This window comes from Rhodanobacter glycinis (genome assembly GCF_006438785.1).
GTDB classification, from domain to species: Bacteria; Pseudomonadota; Gammaproteobacteria; order Xanthomonadales; family Rhodanobacteraceae; genus Rhodanobacter; species Rhodanobacter glycinis_A.
Genome location: NZ_RCZB01000009.1, coordinates 23,580 through 42,722 on the forward strand (window position 1 = coordinate 23,580; position 19,143 = coordinate 42,722).

At 63.6% G+C, this 19,143-nt stretch carries 15 protein-coding genes; 5 read left to right on the plus strand and 10 right to left on the minus strand.

From position 1 onward, the window contains the following. Positions 1-37: 37 nt before the first annotated feature. Positions 38-517: a DUF2127 domain-containing protein gene (locus EAH75_RS19360; protein WP_140806550.1), complete on the plus strand. Its 480-nt coding sequence runs from the start codon at positions 38-40 to the stop codon at positions 515-517. 6 nt (positions 518-523) lie between these two features. Here the strand turns inward: EAH75_RS19360 and EAH75_RS19365 are convergent, their stop codons facing one another. The 5 genes from EAH75_RS19365 to EAH75_RS19385 form a co-directional block, all read right to left on the minus strand. Then, positions 524-1,432, minus strand: a complete 909-nt coding sequence (locus EAH75_RS19365) for a DMT family transporter (RefSeq protein WP_140806551.1) — start codon at positions 1,430-1,432, stop codon at positions 524-526. After that, complete coding sequence (locus tag EAH75_RS19370) at positions 1,429-2,310, minus strand: glycosyltransferase family 2 protein (protein ID WP_140806552.1); 882 nt, start codon at positions 2,308-2,310, stop codon at positions 1,429-1,431. Before EAH75_RS19370 ends, EAH75_RS19365 begins: the two co-directional genes overlap by 4 nt. Before the next feature lie 100 nt (positions 2,311-2,410). Next, positions 2,411-3,151, minus strand: a complete 741-nt coding sequence (locus EAH75_RS19375) for a hypothetical protein (protein ID WP_140806553.1) — start codon at positions 3,149-3,151, stop codon at positions 2,411-2,413. Positions 3,152-3,180: 29 nt separating this feature from the next. Next, a complete protein-coding gene (gene purL / locus EAH75_RS19380) occupies positions 3,181-7,044 on the minus strand; it encodes a phosphoribosylformylglycinamidine synthase (RefSeq protein WP_140806554.1) in 3,864 nt (1,287 codons plus the stop codon). 109 nt (positions 7,045-7,153) lie between these two features. Continuing rightward, positions 7,154-7,927: a DsbC family protein gene (locus tag EAH75_RS19385; RefSeq protein ID WP_140806556.1), complete on the minus strand. Its 774-nt coding sequence runs from the start codon at positions 7,925-7,927 to the stop codon at positions 7,154-7,156. Between the two features lie 253 nt (positions 7,928-8,180). On the opposite strand from EAH75_RS19385, the gene EAH75_RS19390 reads away from it, so the two are divergent. Further along, on the plus strand, positions 8,181-8,855 hold the full coding sequence (locus EAH75_RS19390) for a Fe2+-dependent dioxygenase (protein ID WP_140806557.1): 675 nt from the start codon (positions 8,181-8,183) through the stop codon (positions 8,853-8,855). Between the two features lie 70 nt (positions 8,856-8,925). After that, positions 8,926-10,013 (plus strand): IS3 family transposase gene (locus EAH75_RS19395; RefSeq protein ID WP_241668998.1). Its coding sequence is split into 2 segments (ribosomal slippage): positions 8,926-9,178 and positions 9,178-10,013, totalling 1,089 coding nucleotides; the frame shifts between segments, so codons are not numbered across the junction. A gap of 53 nt (positions 10,014-10,066) precedes the next feature. Here the strand turns inward: EAH75_RS19395 and EAH75_RS19400 are convergent. The 5 genes from EAH75_RS19400 to xerD all read right to left on the minus strand — a co-directional run bounded on the left by EAH75_RS19400 (position 10,067) and on the right by xerD (position 17,737). After that, positions 10,067-10,333 (minus strand): hypothetical protein, encoded by a 267-nt coding sequence (locus EAH75_RS19400; RefSeq protein WP_194150636.1) that lies wholly within the window; start codon positions 10,331-10,333, stop codon positions 10,067-10,069. Between the two features lie 78 nt (positions 10,334-10,411). Continuing rightward, positions 10,412-10,792: a hypothetical protein gene (locus EAH75_RS19405; RefSeq protein WP_140806558.1), complete on the minus strand. Its 381-nt coding sequence runs from the start codon at positions 10,790-10,792 to the stop codon at positions 10,412-10,414. Then, positions 10,789-12,930 carry an RHS repeat-associated core domain-containing protein gene (locus tag EAH75_RS19410; protein WP_140806559.1) on the minus strand — a complete coding sequence of 714 codons (2,142 nt, stop codon included), beginning with the start codon at positions 12,928-12,930 and terminating at the stop codon, positions 10,789-10,791. Before EAH75_RS19410 ends, EAH75_RS19405 begins: the two co-directional genes overlap by 4 nt. Beyond that, entirely contained in the window at positions 12,891-16,421 is a 3,531-nt protein-coding gene (locus EAH75_RS19415; protein ID WP_241668999.1) for a DUF6531 domain-containing protein, read from the minus strand. The genes EAH75_RS19410 and EAH75_RS19415 overlap by 40 nt, the downstream gene beginning before the upstream one ends. Positions 16,422-16,819: 398 nt before the next feature. After that, entirely contained in the window at positions 16,820-17,737 is a 918-nt protein-coding gene (gene xerD, locus EAH75_RS19420) for a site-specific tyrosine recombinase XerD (protein ID WP_140656458.1), read from the minus strand. Positions 17,738-17,788: 51 nt separating this feature from the next. Between xerD and EAH75_RS19425 the strand changes: the two genes are divergently transcribed. Both EAH75_RS19425 and EAH75_RS19430 read left to right on the plus strand, forming a co-directional pair. Beyond that, positions 17,789-18,292 (plus strand): RDD family protein, encoded by a 504-nt coding sequence (locus tag EAH75_RS19425; RefSeq protein ID WP_140656461.1) that lies wholly within the window; start codon positions 17,789-17,791, stop codon positions 18,290-18,292. Between the two features lie 47 nt (positions 18,293-18,339). Next, the gene (locus EAH75_RS19430) at positions 18,340-19,107 is read left to right on the plus strand and encodes a class I SAM-dependent methyltransferase (RefSeq protein ID WP_140656463.1); all 768 of its coding nucleotides are present in this window, start codon (positions 18,340-18,342) and stop codon (positions 19,105-19,107) included. Positions 19,108-19,143 lie beyond the last annotated feature (36 nt).

The following is a 19,143-nucleotide window of genomic DNA, read 5'->3' on the forward strand; positions in this document are numbered from 1 at the left end:
GATCGCCCGCCATGAACGCTACTCCGGCGCTCCCTGCATGAAGCTGATCCCGCCAAGCGAATCCCGGCACGGCGTCGGCCTGCGCGTCATCGCGATCTACGAGGCGATCAAGACGATCGGCCTGATCCTAGTGGCGCTCGCCGCGTTTCATCTGAACCGTACGCAGAACTTCGACCACCTGATGCACTGGCTGGAGCATCTGTCGCTGGCCGACAGCAACGGCCTGCGCTGGAAGCTGGTCGACCTGCTGCAGGATATGGGCCCGAGCAAATTCGAGGCTATCGGCATCGTGGCACTGGCCTATGCGCTGATCTTCGGCATCGAGGGCATCGGCCTGTGGCTGGGCAAGCGCTGGGCAGAATGGTTCACGGTGATCGCCACCGGCTCGCTGATCCCGCTGGAACTGTACGAAACGCTGTATCACTTCGGCTGGCTCAAGCTGGCCACGCTGGTGGGCAACGTGGCGATCATCGTCTACCTGGTGCGCGTCGCGCTGCAGCCCCGAAAAACGGACTGAGGCGGCTCACACTTCGTGATGCACTGCCTCGCTCGGTGGTTCGCTGGTGATGCCGCCGCGACGGGGCATCAGCTCGACCAGATACATCGCGGCCAGGATCAACCCGCCGCCGACCACCATGCGCCAGCCCAGCATGTCGCTGCCCAACGCCACCGCGAAGGCGGCGGCGAACACCGGCTCGGTGGTCATCACGATCGCGGCACGGGTGGCCGGCAGGTGCGACTGTGCCCAGGTCTGCATCAGCATCGCACCGGCGCCGGCGATCAGCGCCATGTACAGCACGGCGAACCACGCACTGTGATCAGGCGGCAGCATCGGCCCATGCGGCGCGGTGGCGAGCAGGCAGACCAGCGCGATCGCCATCATCTGCACCGCCGACAGGCCGAAGGCCTCGCCCTTGCGCGACCACTGGCCGAGCCCGACGATGTGCAGCGCATACAGCGCGGCCGACGCCAGTGTCAGCCACACGCCGAGATCGACCGAGACGCCGTTGAGCGACAGCAGCGCCAGCCCGGCCGTGGACAGCAGCACCGCCAACCACACCAAGCCGGCCATGCGCTGGCGCAGCAGCAGCATCGCCAGGATCGGCGTGAACACCACATACATGCCGGTGGCGAAGCCGCTGACGCTGGGCGCGATCAGCGACAGCCCCCAGGTCTGCAGCAACTGGCCAGCGCCGTACACCACGCCGAGCAGCAGGCCACGTGCGACCTGCCGCCGACCTAGCCGCAGCACCGGCCGGGCAAACAACAACAGCATCACCAGCGCGGCGATCGCGAAACGCACGGCCAGGAAATCCGCCACCGGCATGCGCGCGACCACGTCCTTGATCAGCACGAAGGTCGAGCCCCATACGGCGGTCATCGCAAGCAGCCCGAGGGTCGCCAGCGCGGTGATCCGTCGCGACGCCGTCATCGACGCAACAGCCGCCGCCACAGCTGCCCGGGAATCTGCAGCAGGAAATGCGTCCAGATGCCCAGCCAGACCGCGCAGGCCACCAGCGGGTTGCGCGCCGCCTGATCGTGCTGGCGGAACCAGCGCCACATGCCACGATGCTTGTAGCGGCTGACGAACACCGGCCGGTGCCGGCTGGAGCCGCCCTTGCCGTGCTGCACGTGGATATCGCCAGCGAGCAGCACCTGATAGCCGAGGTCGCGCACGCGCCGGCACAGATCCAGATCTTCGCAATGCAGGAAGTAGCCCTCGTCGAAACCACCGAGCCGCTGGAATATCTCGCGCGGCAACAGCATCACTGCACCGGACACCGCTTCCACCTCGATCACCTCGGCGGGGATCGCCTGCTCCACGTTGATCTTCTCGCCGGGGCGGCCGAGCAGGCTGTTGAGCGAGCGCCGCAGCAGCGGATCGCGTCGCCACGAAGCGGGATCAGGGTTGCCCTCGGCATCGCCAACCACCACGCCGATCAGGCCGGCCTTCGGCCTGGCGGCAAGCAGGGCCAGCAGACGGCGCAAATCGTCCTCACGCAGCACACAATCGGGATTGAGCACCAGCAGTGCCTTGCCATGCGCCTGCTTGGCGGCAAGGTTCACTGCCGGGCCAAAACCCAGGTTGCGCTGGTTGTAGATCACCCTGAACCGCGCATCGTGCGCATGCGCACGCTCGATGGCCGGCGGTATGCCGTCACGCGAGGCGTTGTCGATCAGGATCAGCTCCAGCGACAAGCTGCTGGCCAGCACCGAGCGCACGCACTCCCGCTGTGTGGGGCCGCTGTCGGCGGACACCACGATCACGCTGAGTGCCAGCGAAAAGGGGGAGTAGTTGGAGTCGGTCATGGCCACCGCGCAAGTATGCGCGGAGATCCCCAACGGGAGAACCGGCATCCGCAAAATGAACCGGAAAATTCATGCAGCAACAGGCGCGCAGACAGCGCGATCAGTCCTCGTCGTGCTGACCCAGCACGGCCGGCAGGGACTGCGGCATATCGCCATCGCGGCGGAACAGCCACGGTTGCTCGCGATACCAGCCGCACAATTGCCAGCCGCGCAGGCGGTGTTGCCGGTTACGCTCGCGATCCCACAGCACGATGCCGCGGCCGTTGTCGGTGTGCGCCGCAAACCAGCGGCCAGCGGGACTGAATGCCATCTGCGGCCCCACGCCATCGATCACGCTGCCATCGGCAAAAAGATAGCTGCCGTGGCGATGATCCACGCGGCCGCCGCACGGGTCGATCAGCGTGTCATCGGCGTGCTGCCAGAAGGGCAGTTGCAACTCGATGATTTCTGCGGGCGGGCCGATTGGCGCGTTTGCCAATTCGGGCCATTCGGCAGCTGCCGGTGTCATCGATGCACGGCGCAGGTCGCGATCCAGCCACGCCTCCCATCCGGCCAGCAGCGTGTATCCGGCCAGCGCACCAAGCAAGGCCGCGCCCCAGGCAAACGCATCGCCACCGAGCGCCCGTTGCAACGCGAACAGCACACCCGGCAAACCCCAGCGCAGCCCGCGCCGGATCCATCCGACATGCCCGGCGGCGAGCCGTTGCTGCAGCAACGGTACGGCGGCCACCAGCGCGAACAGCAGTGGCAGGCCGAGCCACCACGGCAACAGAGCCAGCAAGACGAGCCACGCCAGCGCCGGCAGCAGCGGATTCCGCATCAGCCAGCGGCGCCGGGCCATTGCTCAGCGCCGCGTTACGCGATGTGCGATCAGCCGCACCACACGCGCGCATTGCGGAACATGCGCATCCACGGCGAGTCCTCGCCCCACTGTTCCGGATGCCAGCTCAGCTGCACGCTGCGGAACACGCGCTCGGGGTGCGGCATCATGATCGTCACGCGGCCATCGGCGGCGGTGAAGCCGGCCAGGCCACCGGGCGAGCCATTGGTGTTGAGCGGAAAGTTCTCGGTCGGCTTGCCGCGGTTGTCGACGAAGCGCACCGCGCCGCTCGACTTGGACGGGCTGCACGCCTGCGGAAAACTGACCCGACCTTCGCCGTGCGCCACCGCCACCGGAATCCGCGAGCCGGTCATGCCCTTGAAGAACAGGCTCGGCGAATCGAGGATCTCCAGCGTGACCAGCCGCGACTCGTACTGCTCCGACGCGTTGCGCAGGAACTTCGGCCAATGCTGCGCGCCGGGGATGATCTCCTTCAGCTGCGCCAGCATCTGGCAGCCGTTGCACACACCCAACGCGAACTTCGTCTCGTCGGCGAAGAACGCGGCGAACTGCGCACGCAGCATCTCGTTGTACAGGATCGATGTGGCCCAGCCGCGACCGGCACCGAGCACGTCGCCGTAGGAGAAACCGCCGCAGGCCGCGAAGCCGCGGAAGTCGGCCAGCTTGATCCGGCCGCTGGCCAGATCGGACATGTGCACATCGACCGCATCGAAACCGGCGCGGGTGAACGCGGCCGACATCTCGACCTGGCCATTGACGCCCTGCTCGCGCAGGACTGCGATGCGCGGACGCGCGCCGCTGGCGATCAGTGCCGCCGCCACGTCCTCTGCCGGATTGAAGCTGAGCTTCGGCGTGATGCCCGGATCGGCATCGTCGAGTCGCCATTCGTGTTCGGCATCCGCGCTCTGCGGGTTGTCGCGCTGGCGCTGCATCGCGTAGCTGGTCTCGTTCCACGCCTTGAACAGGGTGCTCCAGTTCCACTTGAACAAGGTGTCGTCGCCGAGGAACAGCTTGATGCCGAGCTTCTCCTTCGGTCGACCGATGCGATAGCTGATGCCGGCCAGGTTGTATTTGACCAGCAGCGCCTCGAACGCCTCGCGGTTCGCCTCGGCCACCTGCATCACCGCGCCGAGTTCCTCGTTGAACAACGCACGCAAGGTCGCCTCGGCCCAGCCGTCCAGATGGATTTCCAGGCCGCAATGTCCGGCGAAGGCCATCTCCAGCAAGGTGGTGATGGCGCCGCCATCGGAGCGGTCGTGATAGGCCAGCAGCAGGCCGTTCGCGTTCGCCTCCTGGACCAGCTCGAACAGCGCCTTCAATCGCTTTGCATCGTCCAGATCCGGCGGCACGCCACCGGAGCGGTTGAATACCTGGGTCAGCGCGGAGCCGCCGAGGCGATCGCGTCCGGCACCCAGATCGATCAGCCACAGCATCGAGTTGCCGCGATCGAGCCTGATCTGCGGCGTGAGCGTGCGGCGCACGTCGCTGACGCGGGCGAACCCGGTGATCACCAGCGACACCGGCGACACCGTGCGCTGCTGCGTGTTGCCGTCCTGCCACACGGTCTGCATCGACAGCGAGTCCTTGCCGACCGGGATCGAGATATCCAGCTGCGGGCACAGTTCCATGCCGATCGCCTTGACCGCATCGAACAGCGCAGCGTCTTCGCCGGGATGGTTGACCGCGGCCATCCAGTTCGCCGACAGGCGGATCTCGCCGAGGTTGTCGATCGCCGCAGCGGCCAGATTGGTGATTGCCTCGCCGACCGCCAACCGCGCCGCATCGGCGCTGTTGAGCAGCGCCACCGGCGCGCGCTCGGCCATCGCCATCGCCTCGCCGGCATAGCCATCGAAATCGGCGATGGTCACCGCGCAATCGGCCACCGGCACCTGCCACGGACCAACCATCGGATCGCGATGGTTCAGCCCGCCGACGGTGCGGTCGCCGATGGTGATCAGGAAATTCTTGCTGCCCACCGTGGGCAGACGCAGCACACGCAGCAGCGCCTCGTCCATGCCGATGCCGGTGAGATCGGGCAACAGGTCGATGCGCGGCTTGATCCGTTTCGCGTCGCGATGCATCCGCGGCGGCTTGCCGAACAGCACGTCCATCGGCAGGTCGATCACGCTCAGCTCGCGGCGCGGATCGGTCAGCACCAGCTGGCGTTCGACCGTGGCGTCGCCGACCACCGCGTACGGGCAGCGCTCGCGCACGCACATCGCCTCGAACTCGGCCAGGTTTTCCGGGCCGATCGCCAGCACGTAACGTTCCTGCGACTCGTTGCTCCATACCTGCATCGGCGACAGCGAAGGATCGTCGCAGGGGATCTTCGAAAGATCGATCACGCCGCCGACGCCTGCGTCATTGAGCAGTTCGGGAATCGCGTTGGACAGGCCGCCGGCGCCGACGTCATGCACGCTGACGATCGGATTGTTCTCGCCGCGCGCGCAGCAGGCGTCGATGACTTCCTGGCAGCGCCGTTCCATCTCGGCGTTGTCGCGCTGCACCGAGGCGAAGTCGAGTTCGGCACTCGACGCACCGCCGGCGACCGACGAGGCCGCGCCGCCGCCCAGCCCGATCAGCATCGCCGGGCCGCCCAGCACGATCACCTTGTTGCCCGGCTGCACCGCGCGCTTGAGCACGTGGCCAGCACGCAGGTTCGCGAGCCCGCCGGCCAGCATGATCGGCTTGTCGTAGCCGCGGCGCAGGCCGGCTTCACCGGTCTCGTGCTCGTAGCTGCGGAAATAGCCGCCCAGGCACGGACGGCCGAATTCGTTGTTGAACGCGGCGGCGCCGAGCGGGCCATCACGCATGATCTCGAACGCGCTAGCCATCCGTGGCGGCAGCGGGCGCTCCACTTCCCACGGCTGCGGATGGCCGGGGATGCGCAGGTCGGACACCGAGAAACCGGTGAGGCCGGCCTTCGGCTTGCCGCCGCGACCGGTGGCGCCCTCATCGCGGATCTCGCCACCGGCGCCGGTGGCCGCACCCGGCCACGGCGCGATCGCGGTGGGATGGTTGTGCGTCTCCACCTTGATCGCGAAGTCGATGCGCTCCTCGTGGCCGCGCCACACACCATCGGTCGGGTCAGCAAAGAAACGCTTGCCGGTGCTGCCTTCGATCACCGCGGCGTTGTCCGAATACGCGGACAAGGTATGCGCGGGCGAATGCTGATGGGTGTGCTTGATCATGCCGAACAGGGTCTTGTCCTGCTCCTCGCCATCGACCGTCCAGCTGGCGTTGAACACCTTGTGCCGGCAATGCTCGGAGTTCGCCTGGGCAAACATGAAAAGCTCGGCGTCGGTCGGGTCGCGACCGAGTTCGGCGTAACGCGCAACCAGGTATTCGATCTCGTCGTCGGCCAGCGCCAGGCCCAGCCGCGCGTTCGCCTCGGCCAGTGCCGCCTGCGGATCCGCACCGAGCGTGACATGCACCAGATCGCCGGGCGATCCGGCCAGGAACAGGCCTTGGGCGTCCTCGATCCGCTCCAGCACCGACTGCGTCATCGCGTCATGCAGCACGGCCATGATCGCCGCGTGGTCCGGCGCCTCGGCCGGCGGCAGGCCGGCGACCTGCCAGGCCAGTCCGCGTTCCACCCGGCGCACGTCGAAACCGGCGCCGTGCAGGATGTCGGTGGCCTTGCTCGACCATGGCGAGATCGTGCCCAGCCGCGGCACCACCCACAGCGTGGCCGATTCGGGCGCGGCATCCTTCGCTTCGAGCACGGCCAGCAGCCGCTGGCGCAACGCACCCTCGGGCGCCGCATCGGCGTCGATGAAGTAGACGAACCACGACGCCTGGACGCGCACGCCGCGATGCAAAGCATCCAGGCGGGCATTCAGACGTTCGAGGCGAAACGGCGAGAGGGCGCTCTGCCCGTCGAGTACGATCATGCGGGGAACGGCTGCTGTGCGAAGGAAACGCCTATTCTAGCCGATGCTGCAATACGGCATAACCGCCAGCCCAAACCCGCCCCGCACAGCCCTTCCGGGCCGATGGACCTCAGCTGCCCTTCTGCAACGCCTGCAGCAGCTGTTCCGGGGTGACGTAGCCGCCCAGCTCGCTGCCGTCCGGGCCGATGATCATCGGCGTGCCGGTGACGCCCAGCTTCAGGCCGAGATTGAACTGGTCCTTGACCGGGTTGGCGCACGTCGCCGGCGGTGGCGCGTGGCCTTCCTTCGCGGCGGTAAATGCGGCCTTGCGGTCGCTGGCGCACCATACCGACACCATCTCGGTATAGGTCGGCGTCGGTCGCCCGGCGGTGGTGGTCAGGCCTTCGCGCGGCCATGCCAGATATTCCACCGCGATGCCTTCCTTGTTGAACGCCGCCATGTGCTCGTGCAGCGCACGGCAGAAACCACAGTTGACGTCGGTGAACACGCTGATCGTGTATTTCGGATGCGGCGGCGCAAACACGATCCGCTGGGACGCCGGCACCTTGGCCAGTTCGTCCTTGCGAAAGCGGCTCCAGGCGGAATCGCTGACGTTCTGGCGCCGGCTCAGGTCGATCACATCGCCGTGCATCAGGTACTTGCCGTCGGTGCTTACGTAGATCATCTGGCCGGCGGCGATGACCTGGTAGAAGCCGGGTATCGGCGCCACCTCGATCGAGTCGACCTGGACATTTGCCGACAGGTTCTTGACTGCCTGCCGCACCATCTGCGCGGCGGCCGGCGTCACCGTTGCGCCGACAACAGGCATCGCGCCACTTTCGGCTGCAACGGCGCTCGATGAAAGTCCGCCGATGCATAGCGCCAGCAACAGTTTCTTCAACATCACCAACCTCGTTCGATCTGATCCGCGCGCACGCTGCGACGGTAAGAGCCGCATTCTCGCACAGGCGGCTGAACCCTCCTCGGACGTGGCTGGGGACCACCGCGGCAAAAAGATGCCTCCTGCATCGGCACAACAGTGAACATGGCGCCGTTCGATGGTAAATTTCCACGTTCCAGGCTCCCGAGACGGCTCATCGCCCTCTTACCGTGCACTGGCTTCCCCCCAAGGGTTCGAACCGGCAGACGGAGTCATCTTGATCATTTGTGCTCCCAACGTATTGACCGCCGAGGAACTCGGCGCGATACGCAACGAACTTCGTGACGCTTCGTTCGTCGACGGCGCCAGCACGGCTGGCTGGTCGGCACGCGAGGTCAAGAAGAACCTGCAGGTCGCCATCAACACCGAGAGCTACGCCAAGCTGCAGGACATCGTGAGCACCGCCTTTTTGCGCAGTGCCATGCTGCAAATGGCCACCCTGCCGACCGCAACGACCCAGGTCCTGTTCAACCGCTATGACGTCGGCATGACCTATGGCCCGCATGTCGATGCGCCGGTGATGGGTGGCATCGGCAGTGCGGTGCGCAGCGACGTGGCGATCACCGTGTTCCTGTCCGACCCGAAAACCTATGACGGCGGCGATCTGGTCGTGGATGCCAATGGCATGGAATGCGGATTCAAGCTGGACGCCGGAGCCGCCATCGCCTACCCGGCCAACTCCCTGCACCACGTCAGCCCCGTAACCCAGGGCGCACGTTATGCCGCCGTCATCTGGGTGCAGAGCCAGGTACGCGATGCCGGCAAACGCGAACTGCTGTGGGACCTGGACAACGCCAAACGGCAGATCTTCAGCCGCGAAGGCAAAAGCGCGACGTTCGACGCCATCAGCAAATCGCATGCAAACCTGCTGCGCATGTGGGCCGACGTGTAACGGTAATCCCCCCGCAGGTTAGCTGACGCCAAAAGTGGAATTTTCTCGTAGTCTTTCCCGAGGAGGTTCCATGAAAAAGTCCCGATTTACCGACAGCCAGATCCTGGCCGTGCTCAAGCAAGCCGAGGCCGGCACGCCGGTACCGCAGCTGTGCCGCGAGCACGGCATCAGCTCGGCGACGTTCTACAAGTGGCGCAGCAAGTTCGGCGGCATGGATGCGTCGCTGATGTCCCAGCTCAAGGAACTGCAGGACGAGAACCGGCGCCTGAAGAAGATGTACGCCGATGCGCAGCTCAGTGCCGAGCTGCTGAAGGAGGCGATGGCAAAAAAATGGTGAGGCCATCTCAACGCCGGGAGATGGCCCGATGGGCGGTGGAGAAGGGGCGCACGAGTATCCGGCACGCCTGCCAGACGTTCGCATTGAGCGAGACCGACTATCGCTACCAGGCCAAGGCGAGCGAGGAGAATGCGCGGATCGCCGACTGGCTGATCCGGCTGACCACCGCCTATCGCGACTGGGGTTTCGGCCTGTGCTTCCTGCATCTGCGCAACATCAAGGGCTTCGGCTGGAACCACAAGCGTGTCTATCGAATTTATCGGGAGCTCGAATTGAACCTGCGGATCAAGCCCAGGAAACGGATCGTGCGCGAGCGGCCCGAGCCATTGGCGGTACCTGAGGCGATCAACCAGGTGTGGTCGATGGACTTCATGCACGACCAGCTCAGCGATGGGCGCAGCTTCCGGCTGTTCAATGTGCTGGACGACTTCAACCGCGAAGGGCTTGGCATCGAGGTCGATCTGTCGCTGCCTGCGGCCCGCGTGATCCGCGCGCTGGAGCAGATCATCGAATGGCGTGGCAAGCCCGTCGCGATCCGCTGTGACAACGGGCCCGAATACATCAGCGGCGCCTTGCTGGGCTGGGCCGTACAGCGCAACATCCGGATCGACCATATCCAGCCGGGCAAGCCACAGCAGAACGCCTACGTCGAGCGCTACAACCGAACGGTACGTTATGCCTGGCTTGCACGAACCTTGTTCGACTCGATCGAACAGGTGCAGGACATGGCCACCCGCTGGCTATGGACATACAACCATGAGCGTCCGAATATGGCGCTCGGTGGCATCACGCCGATGCAGAAATTGGCACTCGCCGCTTAGCCCCACTTTTGATGTCAGTGAAAAGTGGGGGGATTACCTAACAAAAGCAAGGGTCAGGCTGGACTTCCCGAGGATGGTGCGGATTTTCTGGGTCTGCCGATTTTGGCGGGACCGGCCCGGCGTGAAAGTTGGGCCTCGATCGCGGCGCGGAAGCAATCGGCTCCATACGCGTGCTGACGCTGCAGATGCAGCCGGATGCTGTCCAGTTCATCGGGCACGATGGCCTGCTCGACAAGGGCGCGATAAGCCGCACAGCGTTCGGCCGGGTTGGCGCCGAGGCCCACATAGGACGGGTGGGGTCGAATCAGTGGACTGACCACGGCCAGCGCATTGCTCGCGTAGCTTGACCACGGATAGTCGGCGGGACTGGCCCCGAGGTTGCTGACCCCAGCTCTCCGCTACTCATCGATCTGAAAGGCGTGATTCGCACTCATTATTTCTGAAATAGGCAACACATCGCCATAAAAACTCGCTTCTAAAAAATCAACGCCGCCGACTGAAGTTAAGAACAAAAGAAAATCCCCACCTGTTGGCAATCCGGGGTGATTAACATGGATGCTAACTTGACGCGGCAAGCTCTCAAATTCACTTAGCAAACTGTTATCGTTGAAATGCAGATAGAATCCAGCACACCTTTCTTTATTTAAGACATCCAAGCTAAATTTTCTGCTCTTAACGACCAAAGATTCGACAATGTGTTTAGTCAAGCCTGGTGTATGGAAATGAAGATCAAGTATCTTCACTATGATATCTTTTTCAAGTGGAGACATATTAATCATGGGATATATGCCGTCCCTAATCTAAACAAGCCATTCACCCCAACTCCTGACACTGTAATGTCAATTCCATTTACATTCACTACAAACACTGTCTTGACTCCGTCTGCTGCGCCCGAAAATGACTTTATCGCAGCATCTGTAATTTGCTTCAGTGCCTGCCCTTTGGATCCGCATGTCTTAACAACGGCATCTAATTTGTGCCCGGGATCATTAAATATATGATTGATCTTGTTCGCATTGGCGGCCGCACGGCTCAGTGCACCGTTGTCCGATACACCCGCTGCCTCCTCAAGCATTTCGATTTGATCAACGTTTCCTTCAAGGATCGCGTTTTCCAATGCAGTGACTGGACTAGGCTGATCTGGATTAACTAGGCCGAGCGGATCGACATAGCTCAGCGGGTTGTTCCCGACATAGGCGTAAGTGTTGACCCCACCCCCCAACCCGATCGGGTCACTCTCCACATACCGCCCCAGCCCCGACTTGTAATCCCTAAACCCGTTATTCCACGCCGACGTCTCCACATCATAGTACTGCCCCGGGAAGCCCAGATTCAGCACGATGCCCGCATTCGTGACTTTCTGCGTGAACGCGAAGTTCTGCGCCCGCCACACCACCGCGCCGCTGCCATCCGTCACCGCTTCCGGCCGCCCTGTTTGGTCGTCGTGAATCGCGTAGCGCTGACCGCCGGCCACACGCCCAATCAACCGTCCGTTGAGCCATACGTAGTCGATCCAGCCGCCACTGCTATATTCTGCCAGCATCGCGCCGCCACGGTCCGGCGCGAAGTAACTGGTCCCCGCCGCCCCCGACTTGCGCAGCCGCTGCCCTTCCGGGTTCACGTAGTAAGCCATGCCACCGGCGCTGTCCATCCGGTTGAACGCGTCGTAGTGATAGGTGGCCGCGCCCGCTACCGTCGTCGTGTTGCCCTTGGCGTCGTAGCCGTACGACTGCGCGCCAACGCTGGCGAGTTGGTTGCTGGTAGGGCTCACCGTGCTGGGCGTCGAAGTGCCGTTGACCACCTGGCTGGTGCGGTTGCCGTTGAGGTCGTACTGGTAGCTTTCAATGTCTGCTCCGCTGTATAGCGAGAGCAGGCGCGACTCGTCGTCGTAGCCGAAATTCTGGCTCACCGAGCCATCAACGCCGTTGGTGACCGCGACGATGCGGTCGACAGCGTCATAGCTGAAGTCCAGACTCTGCACGCTTCCCGCGCTGATGCCGGTCAAGCGGCCGTCGGTGTCGTAGTTGAGCGAGTTGACCACGCCGTTGCTGGACGTCCAACTGCTCATGCCGGCATTCATCGGTAGGTACGTGATGGCGCTGGCGCCGGAGACGTTAGTGCCGCCCACGTTGAGCGTGATACCCGAGACGACGCCTTGAGTGTAGCTATAGATGGCCTGGTTACCATCGGGGTAGACCACGCTGGCTATCTGGCCGAGCGAGTTGTAGCTGTAACCCAGCGAGTACGTGGTGCCGCTGATGGAGAAGCCGCGACCGGTGAGCCAGCCTTCGGGGCTATAGCTGTAGGACGTGGTGCCGGTAGCGTCAGCCGCGGCGCACAGCCTGCCGAGACCGTGGGTGCAGGTGTCGTAAGTGAAGGTCTGGGTCTGGCCTCCGGCAGTGACGCTGGTGATGCGATTGAGCCCGTCGTAACCGTAGCTGGTCAGGGTGTTGTCGGCGCGGGTCATGTTGCTAAGCCGGCCGTAGCCGTCATAGTTGTAGGTGGTGGTGCCGGTATCCGGACTCACCCGTTGCCACAACTGACCCAGGCCATCGTAGGCATAGGTCGTGACCAACTGGCGCGGATCAGTGACGCTGGCGACGTGGTCACCGGCGTCGTAGGTGTACTGGGTGACCGTGGTCGTGGCCAGCGCCGGCATGGCGACGCCGAAACTCCCCAAGACAAACAACAGCGCCAGACCGGTGTTGCGCCCCATGCCACGCACCAATGCATTCCTGCTATTCATGAGTTCCCTCGTAAGCGTCCCGTGACGCCACCTTGATGGCTCGCGCTGATGCCAGCCTGGTTCGATCGCCAGCTGCAGGATCGCCTCGGCGACGGTTGTCGCGTAAGGGCGCCCTTTCATCGGCCCCGCCTTCACTGATTCACCGTGGTCGGTGTCACCGGCGCGCTCCACGCCGAGCACCCACTCGCATTACACGCCTGGAGCGTGACCGAGAGGGTCGGTCCACCCACGTAGAATTCGGGTATGGATGTTGTCGTTGTGGTTGTTGTGCCGCAGACGCCACTTTGCTGGCAGTTCTGGAAGTTGTAACTCGAAGCAGTGGCCACGACTGGCCATGACGCGGCCAGCGAGTATCTCGTTGGTGGCCGCATGGTTCTGTCATAGGTGGCATAAAGCGTGGCAGACAGCCCGGTCGGCGTTGCAGGCACCAGAAGAACACTGATGCTGCCCGTACCGCTCCATGGCCCACATCCGCCCGCATTGCATGCCTGGACGTGGTAGCCATAAGTGCCGTTGCCCTTGCCGCTGGCACCCCAACTGCTGCTGCCATTGGCCTGCACCGTGGTCCAGCCACCGCCGTTGACCTGCTGCTGCAAGGTGTAGCTGGTCGCCCCGCCCACACCCGTCCAGCTCACGGTGTAACTGCCATTGATGCTGGTCGCCGGCAAGCTGATCGCCGGGGCGCTGGCGGGTGGGAGCGTGACGATAACCGTGCCACTAGCTTTGAGAACGCCGTTCCAGCCGCTGGCATTGGTGGCCGCCACCCAATAGTTGTAGTTGCCCGAAACGCTTGCCTGCATGGTCGTCGTGGTCCCAGCTCCGCTATAGACCTGCCGCCAGTCGGTGCTATTGATCTCTTGGTAGAGGTCATAGCCGGTCGCTGTCGCACTGGCCGCCCAGCTGATGGTGATGGGGCCGTTGCTGGCCGCCGGCACACTGATGCTGGCCGGCGTCGGCGGCGGCGGAATCAATAGCACGGTCACACTGGCCACGCTGCTCCACGGGCTACAACCAGAACTGTTGCAGGCCCGCACGTGGTAGCCGTAGCTGCCGTTGCTCTTGCCGCTGGCGGCCCAACTGGTGGCGGCGCTGCTCTGAACCGTCGCCCAGGCGCCGCCGTTGACTTGCTCCTGCAAGATGTAGCTGGTGGCGCCGCTGACCGTGCCCCAACTCACGCTGTAGCTGCCATTGCTGCTGTTCGCCGGCGCGCTGAGGGCAGGCGCGGCGCTGGGCAACAGTGGGCTGGCGCCACCGCTCGAGGTTTTGCGGGTCAACCGATTGAGCGCGTCGTACTGAATGCTGACGGAGTGACCCGCGGCATCGGTGGCCGAGATCACGTTGCCATTGCCGTCGTAGCCATAGGTCAGCGTCTGGCCATGCATGCCCAAGCGCTGATGGACACGCCCCAGTACGTCGTAGCTGAGCGTCTCGGACAGGCTGGTGGTGCCATTGCGCGAGGCGGTATGACCGGTGACGTCACCGTTGGCGTCGTAGCTGAAGCTCTCGGTGGAGGTCCCGTCCTTGTCGTTGCACACGATGGTGGCGATACGCGTCGTTGTCGCGTTACGGTTCCAAGTGGTGACTTTGCCATCCGGGTCGGTTTCGCCGGCTGGCAGGCCGAAACCGTCATAGACGTATGTCCAGGTCGCCGCCACGCCGTTGGGATGCCGGACGATGCTGGCAATCCGGCCACGTGCGTCGTAGGTGTAATCGGTTGTATCGCCATTCGGGCCGACGACCGTTCCGGGCTTGCCCAGCGCGTTGTAGTTGCTGTAGATGGTGGTCTGGCCGAGGCCGTTGGCGACGGCGGTCACACGCCCGAAGGTGTCATAGGTGACGACCTCTGTGTTGCTGCCCGACGGAGGCGTGACCGTCAGAGTCTTCACCAGGCCGTTGCCGTAGAACGTCCGGGTATAGGTCGTGGTGAGCGCTTGGTTTGCGTTGCCGCGCCCCGACAGGTTGGTCGCCACTTCGGACGCCATGAGATTTTGCGCGTCGTAGGTATAGGCTGTCTTTGACCAGCCCTCGACCGTGACGGACAACAGCCGATCCGTACCCGGTGCGGTATCCCAGACATAGTCCGTGGTGCGCTGTACGGACGTTCCGAACGCCTCGACCTTTTTCTGCAGCAGCCCGCTGGCGTCGTAGGTGTACTGGGTGACGTTGCCGTTGTTGTCCGTGGACGACTGCATGAAGCCGTTGGCGTCGTAGGCATTGCTGGCAAAGGTGGCCGCGCAGCCTTCAGAGGCTTGCCCCGCGATGGAAACCAGCAGCCCGGCGCTGTTGAACTGGTAGACGCTCACGTGGTTCAGTGGGCTGGTCACCGTCGCCATCGGTCCCGTGGCGTTCGAGCCATAAACCATCGAAGTCTTTTCGCTACCGTCGGCCAGACTGGTCATGTTGGCGCGGCCGGCACTGTCATAAGTGGTGACGTCATGGGCCACGCCGTTGTAGTCGACCTCGGCCATTTGAGCCACGACACCGGTCATGGTGTCGTCTGGCAGATATTTGTACGAAATCGTGGTGCTTGGAGATCCCGGAAGCGTTTCGGAACTGATCACACCGAGATGGCTGACGGGGTTCGTGAAGCCATCCCATACCCCGACGGTCGACTGGTAGACGTACACGTCACCGGCGGGATCGGTCACATTGATCTGCTTGGCCGACCCGTAGGTTCCACCCGATCCAGCGACCAAGGCGACCTTGAATGACGTCCCATTCGTGTGCGTGACGACGGTGGTGTTGCCGTCGGGATGGGTCAGTGTCCAGCCGATGCCTGAAGAGTCCTTGATCGAAAGCAGATTGCCCTGGCTGTCGAAGGTCAGCGCCTGGGCGTTTTCATCGCGCAAGGTGTAGGTGCCATCGCCATTGTTCGTCAGCGTGGCGGTACCCACGGCATTGAAGGGGCCAGGAACGGGCTCCCCGTCCGGTGCCCCGAAAAAGGCCGTCGTGGACTGGAAATTCAGACTGGATCCGTCGGGCCGTGTAAAGGTCACCGGTCCGCAACGAATGGGGCGATCCGGATTACCCCCCGTACTCTCCGAATAACAGATGAGATCCAGTTTGTAATCCAGATTGGTGGTCCACGTTCCCACGCTCGTCGTGCATGGCGAGCTGGTACCCACACAGGAATAACGGGAGTTGTAATACTTTTCGAAAGTCAGGCCCATTTCGCCGGGTTCGACGAAATCGGTGATCGTGTCTACTTTGGCGCCGGAACTCAGGATGACCGGGTCGCCCTTTCTGCCTGGACAGGGGTTGGGGTCGTTCTTCTTTTGGGCTGCAGAGTCTTTGTTGACGGACGTATGGGCGGTACCACCGCCGTGCGGACCTATATTCCCATCCGGGCCCGCGGCATGGTCGCTGCCGCCACCGCCGTCGCCATACCAAGTCCAATCGCAAAATCCAGGCGTAACTAGCGGAGGGCCACCAGCAACACTCGTACTGGTAGGCCCGTAACACTTGACGGCATAAACCGCCTGCGATGGTCGCGGAAAACATAAAAGAAGAAATGCAACCGCGAGTAGAGCGCCAAAGTGCAAGGCCGTCATTCGAACCCATGGCCATAGCGCACTGGCTCTGAAGTTTCCTCCTTTGTCTTGTATCGCAGTCGAAGCCCACGCGACTGCCGATAGGCAGTTCCCTTGCCAATTCAACTTCATGTGTTTCCCCTGTCCGACATCGCGCCAGATTCCCTGCGAGGAGATTCGAACTTCGATTACCGAATTGTCAACGAGCAAGATATTGCTGGTGGATGGCAAATAATTGCGAATGGCCTGGATGTCTTATGCAAGCGCACGTTGCGACAGATGGTCGCTATAGAGCTTCACAGATAGCACTCAGGCTGCCGAAACTTCACGCAGCGAAAGTGCACGCTCGCAATACATCGCTGATGCAGCCCGAAAATGCCGCGGATCCACGAGTGACATAACTTGATCAGGCAGTGCTCTATCCCCAGCAGCACGTACTCCAATCAAAAATGTATTCCTGTACGGCTCATCGAGCTTGCAGGCAAGCCAACGATGAGTTCACCGCCTATTGCTCGTTTGGCACATGTTACTCAACCGCGCGGATGATGCTGCGCATGCAGCCGCTTCAGCCCTTCCTTCGCCACCAGCGTATAGATCTGCGTGGTGCTGAGCGAGCTGTGGCCGAGCAACATCTGTAGGGCGCGCAGGTCGGCGCCGTGGTTGAGCAAATGCGTGGCGAACGAATGGCGCAGCACGTGCGGGGAGATGCGTTTCGGGTTGATGCCGACCTTCAGCGCGTAGCGTTTCACCAGGGTCCAGAACATCTGCCGGGTCATGCCTTCGCCGCGTTTGCTGAGGAACAGCGCCATCGGTTGCCGGCCTTTGGCCAGCGCCGGCCGCACGTCGGCCAGATACGCGCCGATGCGTTCCAGTGCCAGCTCGCCGACCGGCACCAGCCGATCCTTGCCGCCCTTGCCGGTGACGCGCAGCACGCCCTGGCGCGTATTCAGCGCGGCCAGCGGCAGCTCGACCAGTTCGGACACGCGCAAGCCGGAGGCGTACATCAGCTCCAGCATCGCGCGATCGCGCAAGCCCAGCGTAGTGGTGATGTCGGGCGCATCGAGCAGGCTTTCGATCTCGCGTTCGGCCAGCGCCTTGGGCAGACTGCGCGGCATCTTCGGGCGCTCGATCAGCAAGGTCGGATCGGCAAAGCCCGGCTCGGTGCGCGCGAGGAATGCGTAGTAGCGACGGAATGCCGACTGTCGCCGCGCGATCGAGCGCACCGCGACGGACTGCGCGCCGTGATACGCGGAAATATCCTCGCGTCGGGCCGTGTGCAGGTTGCGACTGCGGCCGGCCAGCCAGCCGGCCAGTGCTTCCAGATCGCGCCGATACGCCTCCAGCGTGCGATCGGCCAGGCCGTCCTCCGACCACACCCGTTCGATGAACGCGGCGATGCTCTGTCGATCGGCTTCGGCGATACTGGCGCGCTTTTCTTCCTTCTCCATGCGCATGATGCTGGCCATTGCGCGCGTACTACGCAAGCGAACCGATAACCCATGCCCGTGACCCTCGCCACCACCGATCTCCCGTGTCCGTTATGGCGCCGCCTGCTGGCGCTGGTCTATGACCTGCTGATCGTGGTGGCGATCGTGATGGTGGTGGGGCTGCTGTGCCAGCTGGCCACCGGCGGCCAGCTGATCCATACCGCAGGCAGGACGGTCGTGCCGATCTGGTACCAGCTGCTGCAGGCGCTGGTGGTGCTGGCGTACTTCATCAGCTCGTGGCGGCGCGGTGGGCAGACGGTCGGCATGCGGCCGTGGCGCATCCGGGTCACCCGCGACGATGGCGGCACGCCCTCCGTGCAGCAGGCGCTGATCCGCGCGCTGGTGGCGGCGGCGCCACTGGTGCTGTTGATGCTGGAACCAATGCTCGGTTTGCGGCCCACGTTGTGGACACTGCTGGGCGTGTGGGCCGCGTGGTTTGCAGTGGCCTTGTTCGATCCACGTCGGCGCGCGATCCATGATTTCGCCGCGCATACCGAGATCCGCCTGCTGGAATGACCAGTCGCTTCACACTTTGCTCAGCGCGTAGAGGATTCAATCCCCCGATGTCCCAGCCACGCCCCGCCGAGAGCCGCAGCGACGCCGAACTGATCCGCGCCAACCGCGGCTTCTACGAATCGTTGTGGGCCCAGGCGAAGCTGATCGGACCGGAGCGCTTCAATACCTGGCCGCTGCTGCGCGAACTGGCTGCCGCCGCGCCGCGTCGACTGGAAGTGGCGCCCGGCCTGCGCCCGCGACTGCCGTTGGACGGCACCTGCTTCGTCGACCTCAGCCACGCCGCCCTGCAGCGCCTGCGTGCGCACGGCGCCAACGCCGTGCACGGCATGATCGGCGCGCTACCCTGCGCGAACGGCAGCTTCGAGCTGATCTGCGCGCTCGACATTCTCGAACACGTTGCCAATGACGACAGCGCGCTGGCCGAGCTGGCACGGGTGGCGACACCCGGTGCCAGCGTGCTGCTGTCGGTGCCCTTGCATCCGGAGGCGTGGACTGCGTTCGACGACTTCGTCGGCCACTGCCGTCGTTACGAACCGGCCCAGATCATCACCAAACTCGCCCGACATGGTTTCATGATCGAACAGAGCGCGGTATATGGCATGCAGCCGAAATCCTCGCGCCTGCTCGACCTCGGCCAGTGGTACCTGACGCACAAACGCGAGCGCGCGATGTGGTGGTACAACCGGGTGTTCATGCCGCTCGGCCTGCACTTCCAGAAACCCCTGCAATGGCGCGATGGCCTGGGCGATACGCAAGGTGTCGATGAGCTGCTGCTGCGCTGTCGTTATCGCCCGGGCCCTGCGCCAAGTCACTGATTGAGCTGGGTGCCCGCTTTTGCGGCATCGCAACAC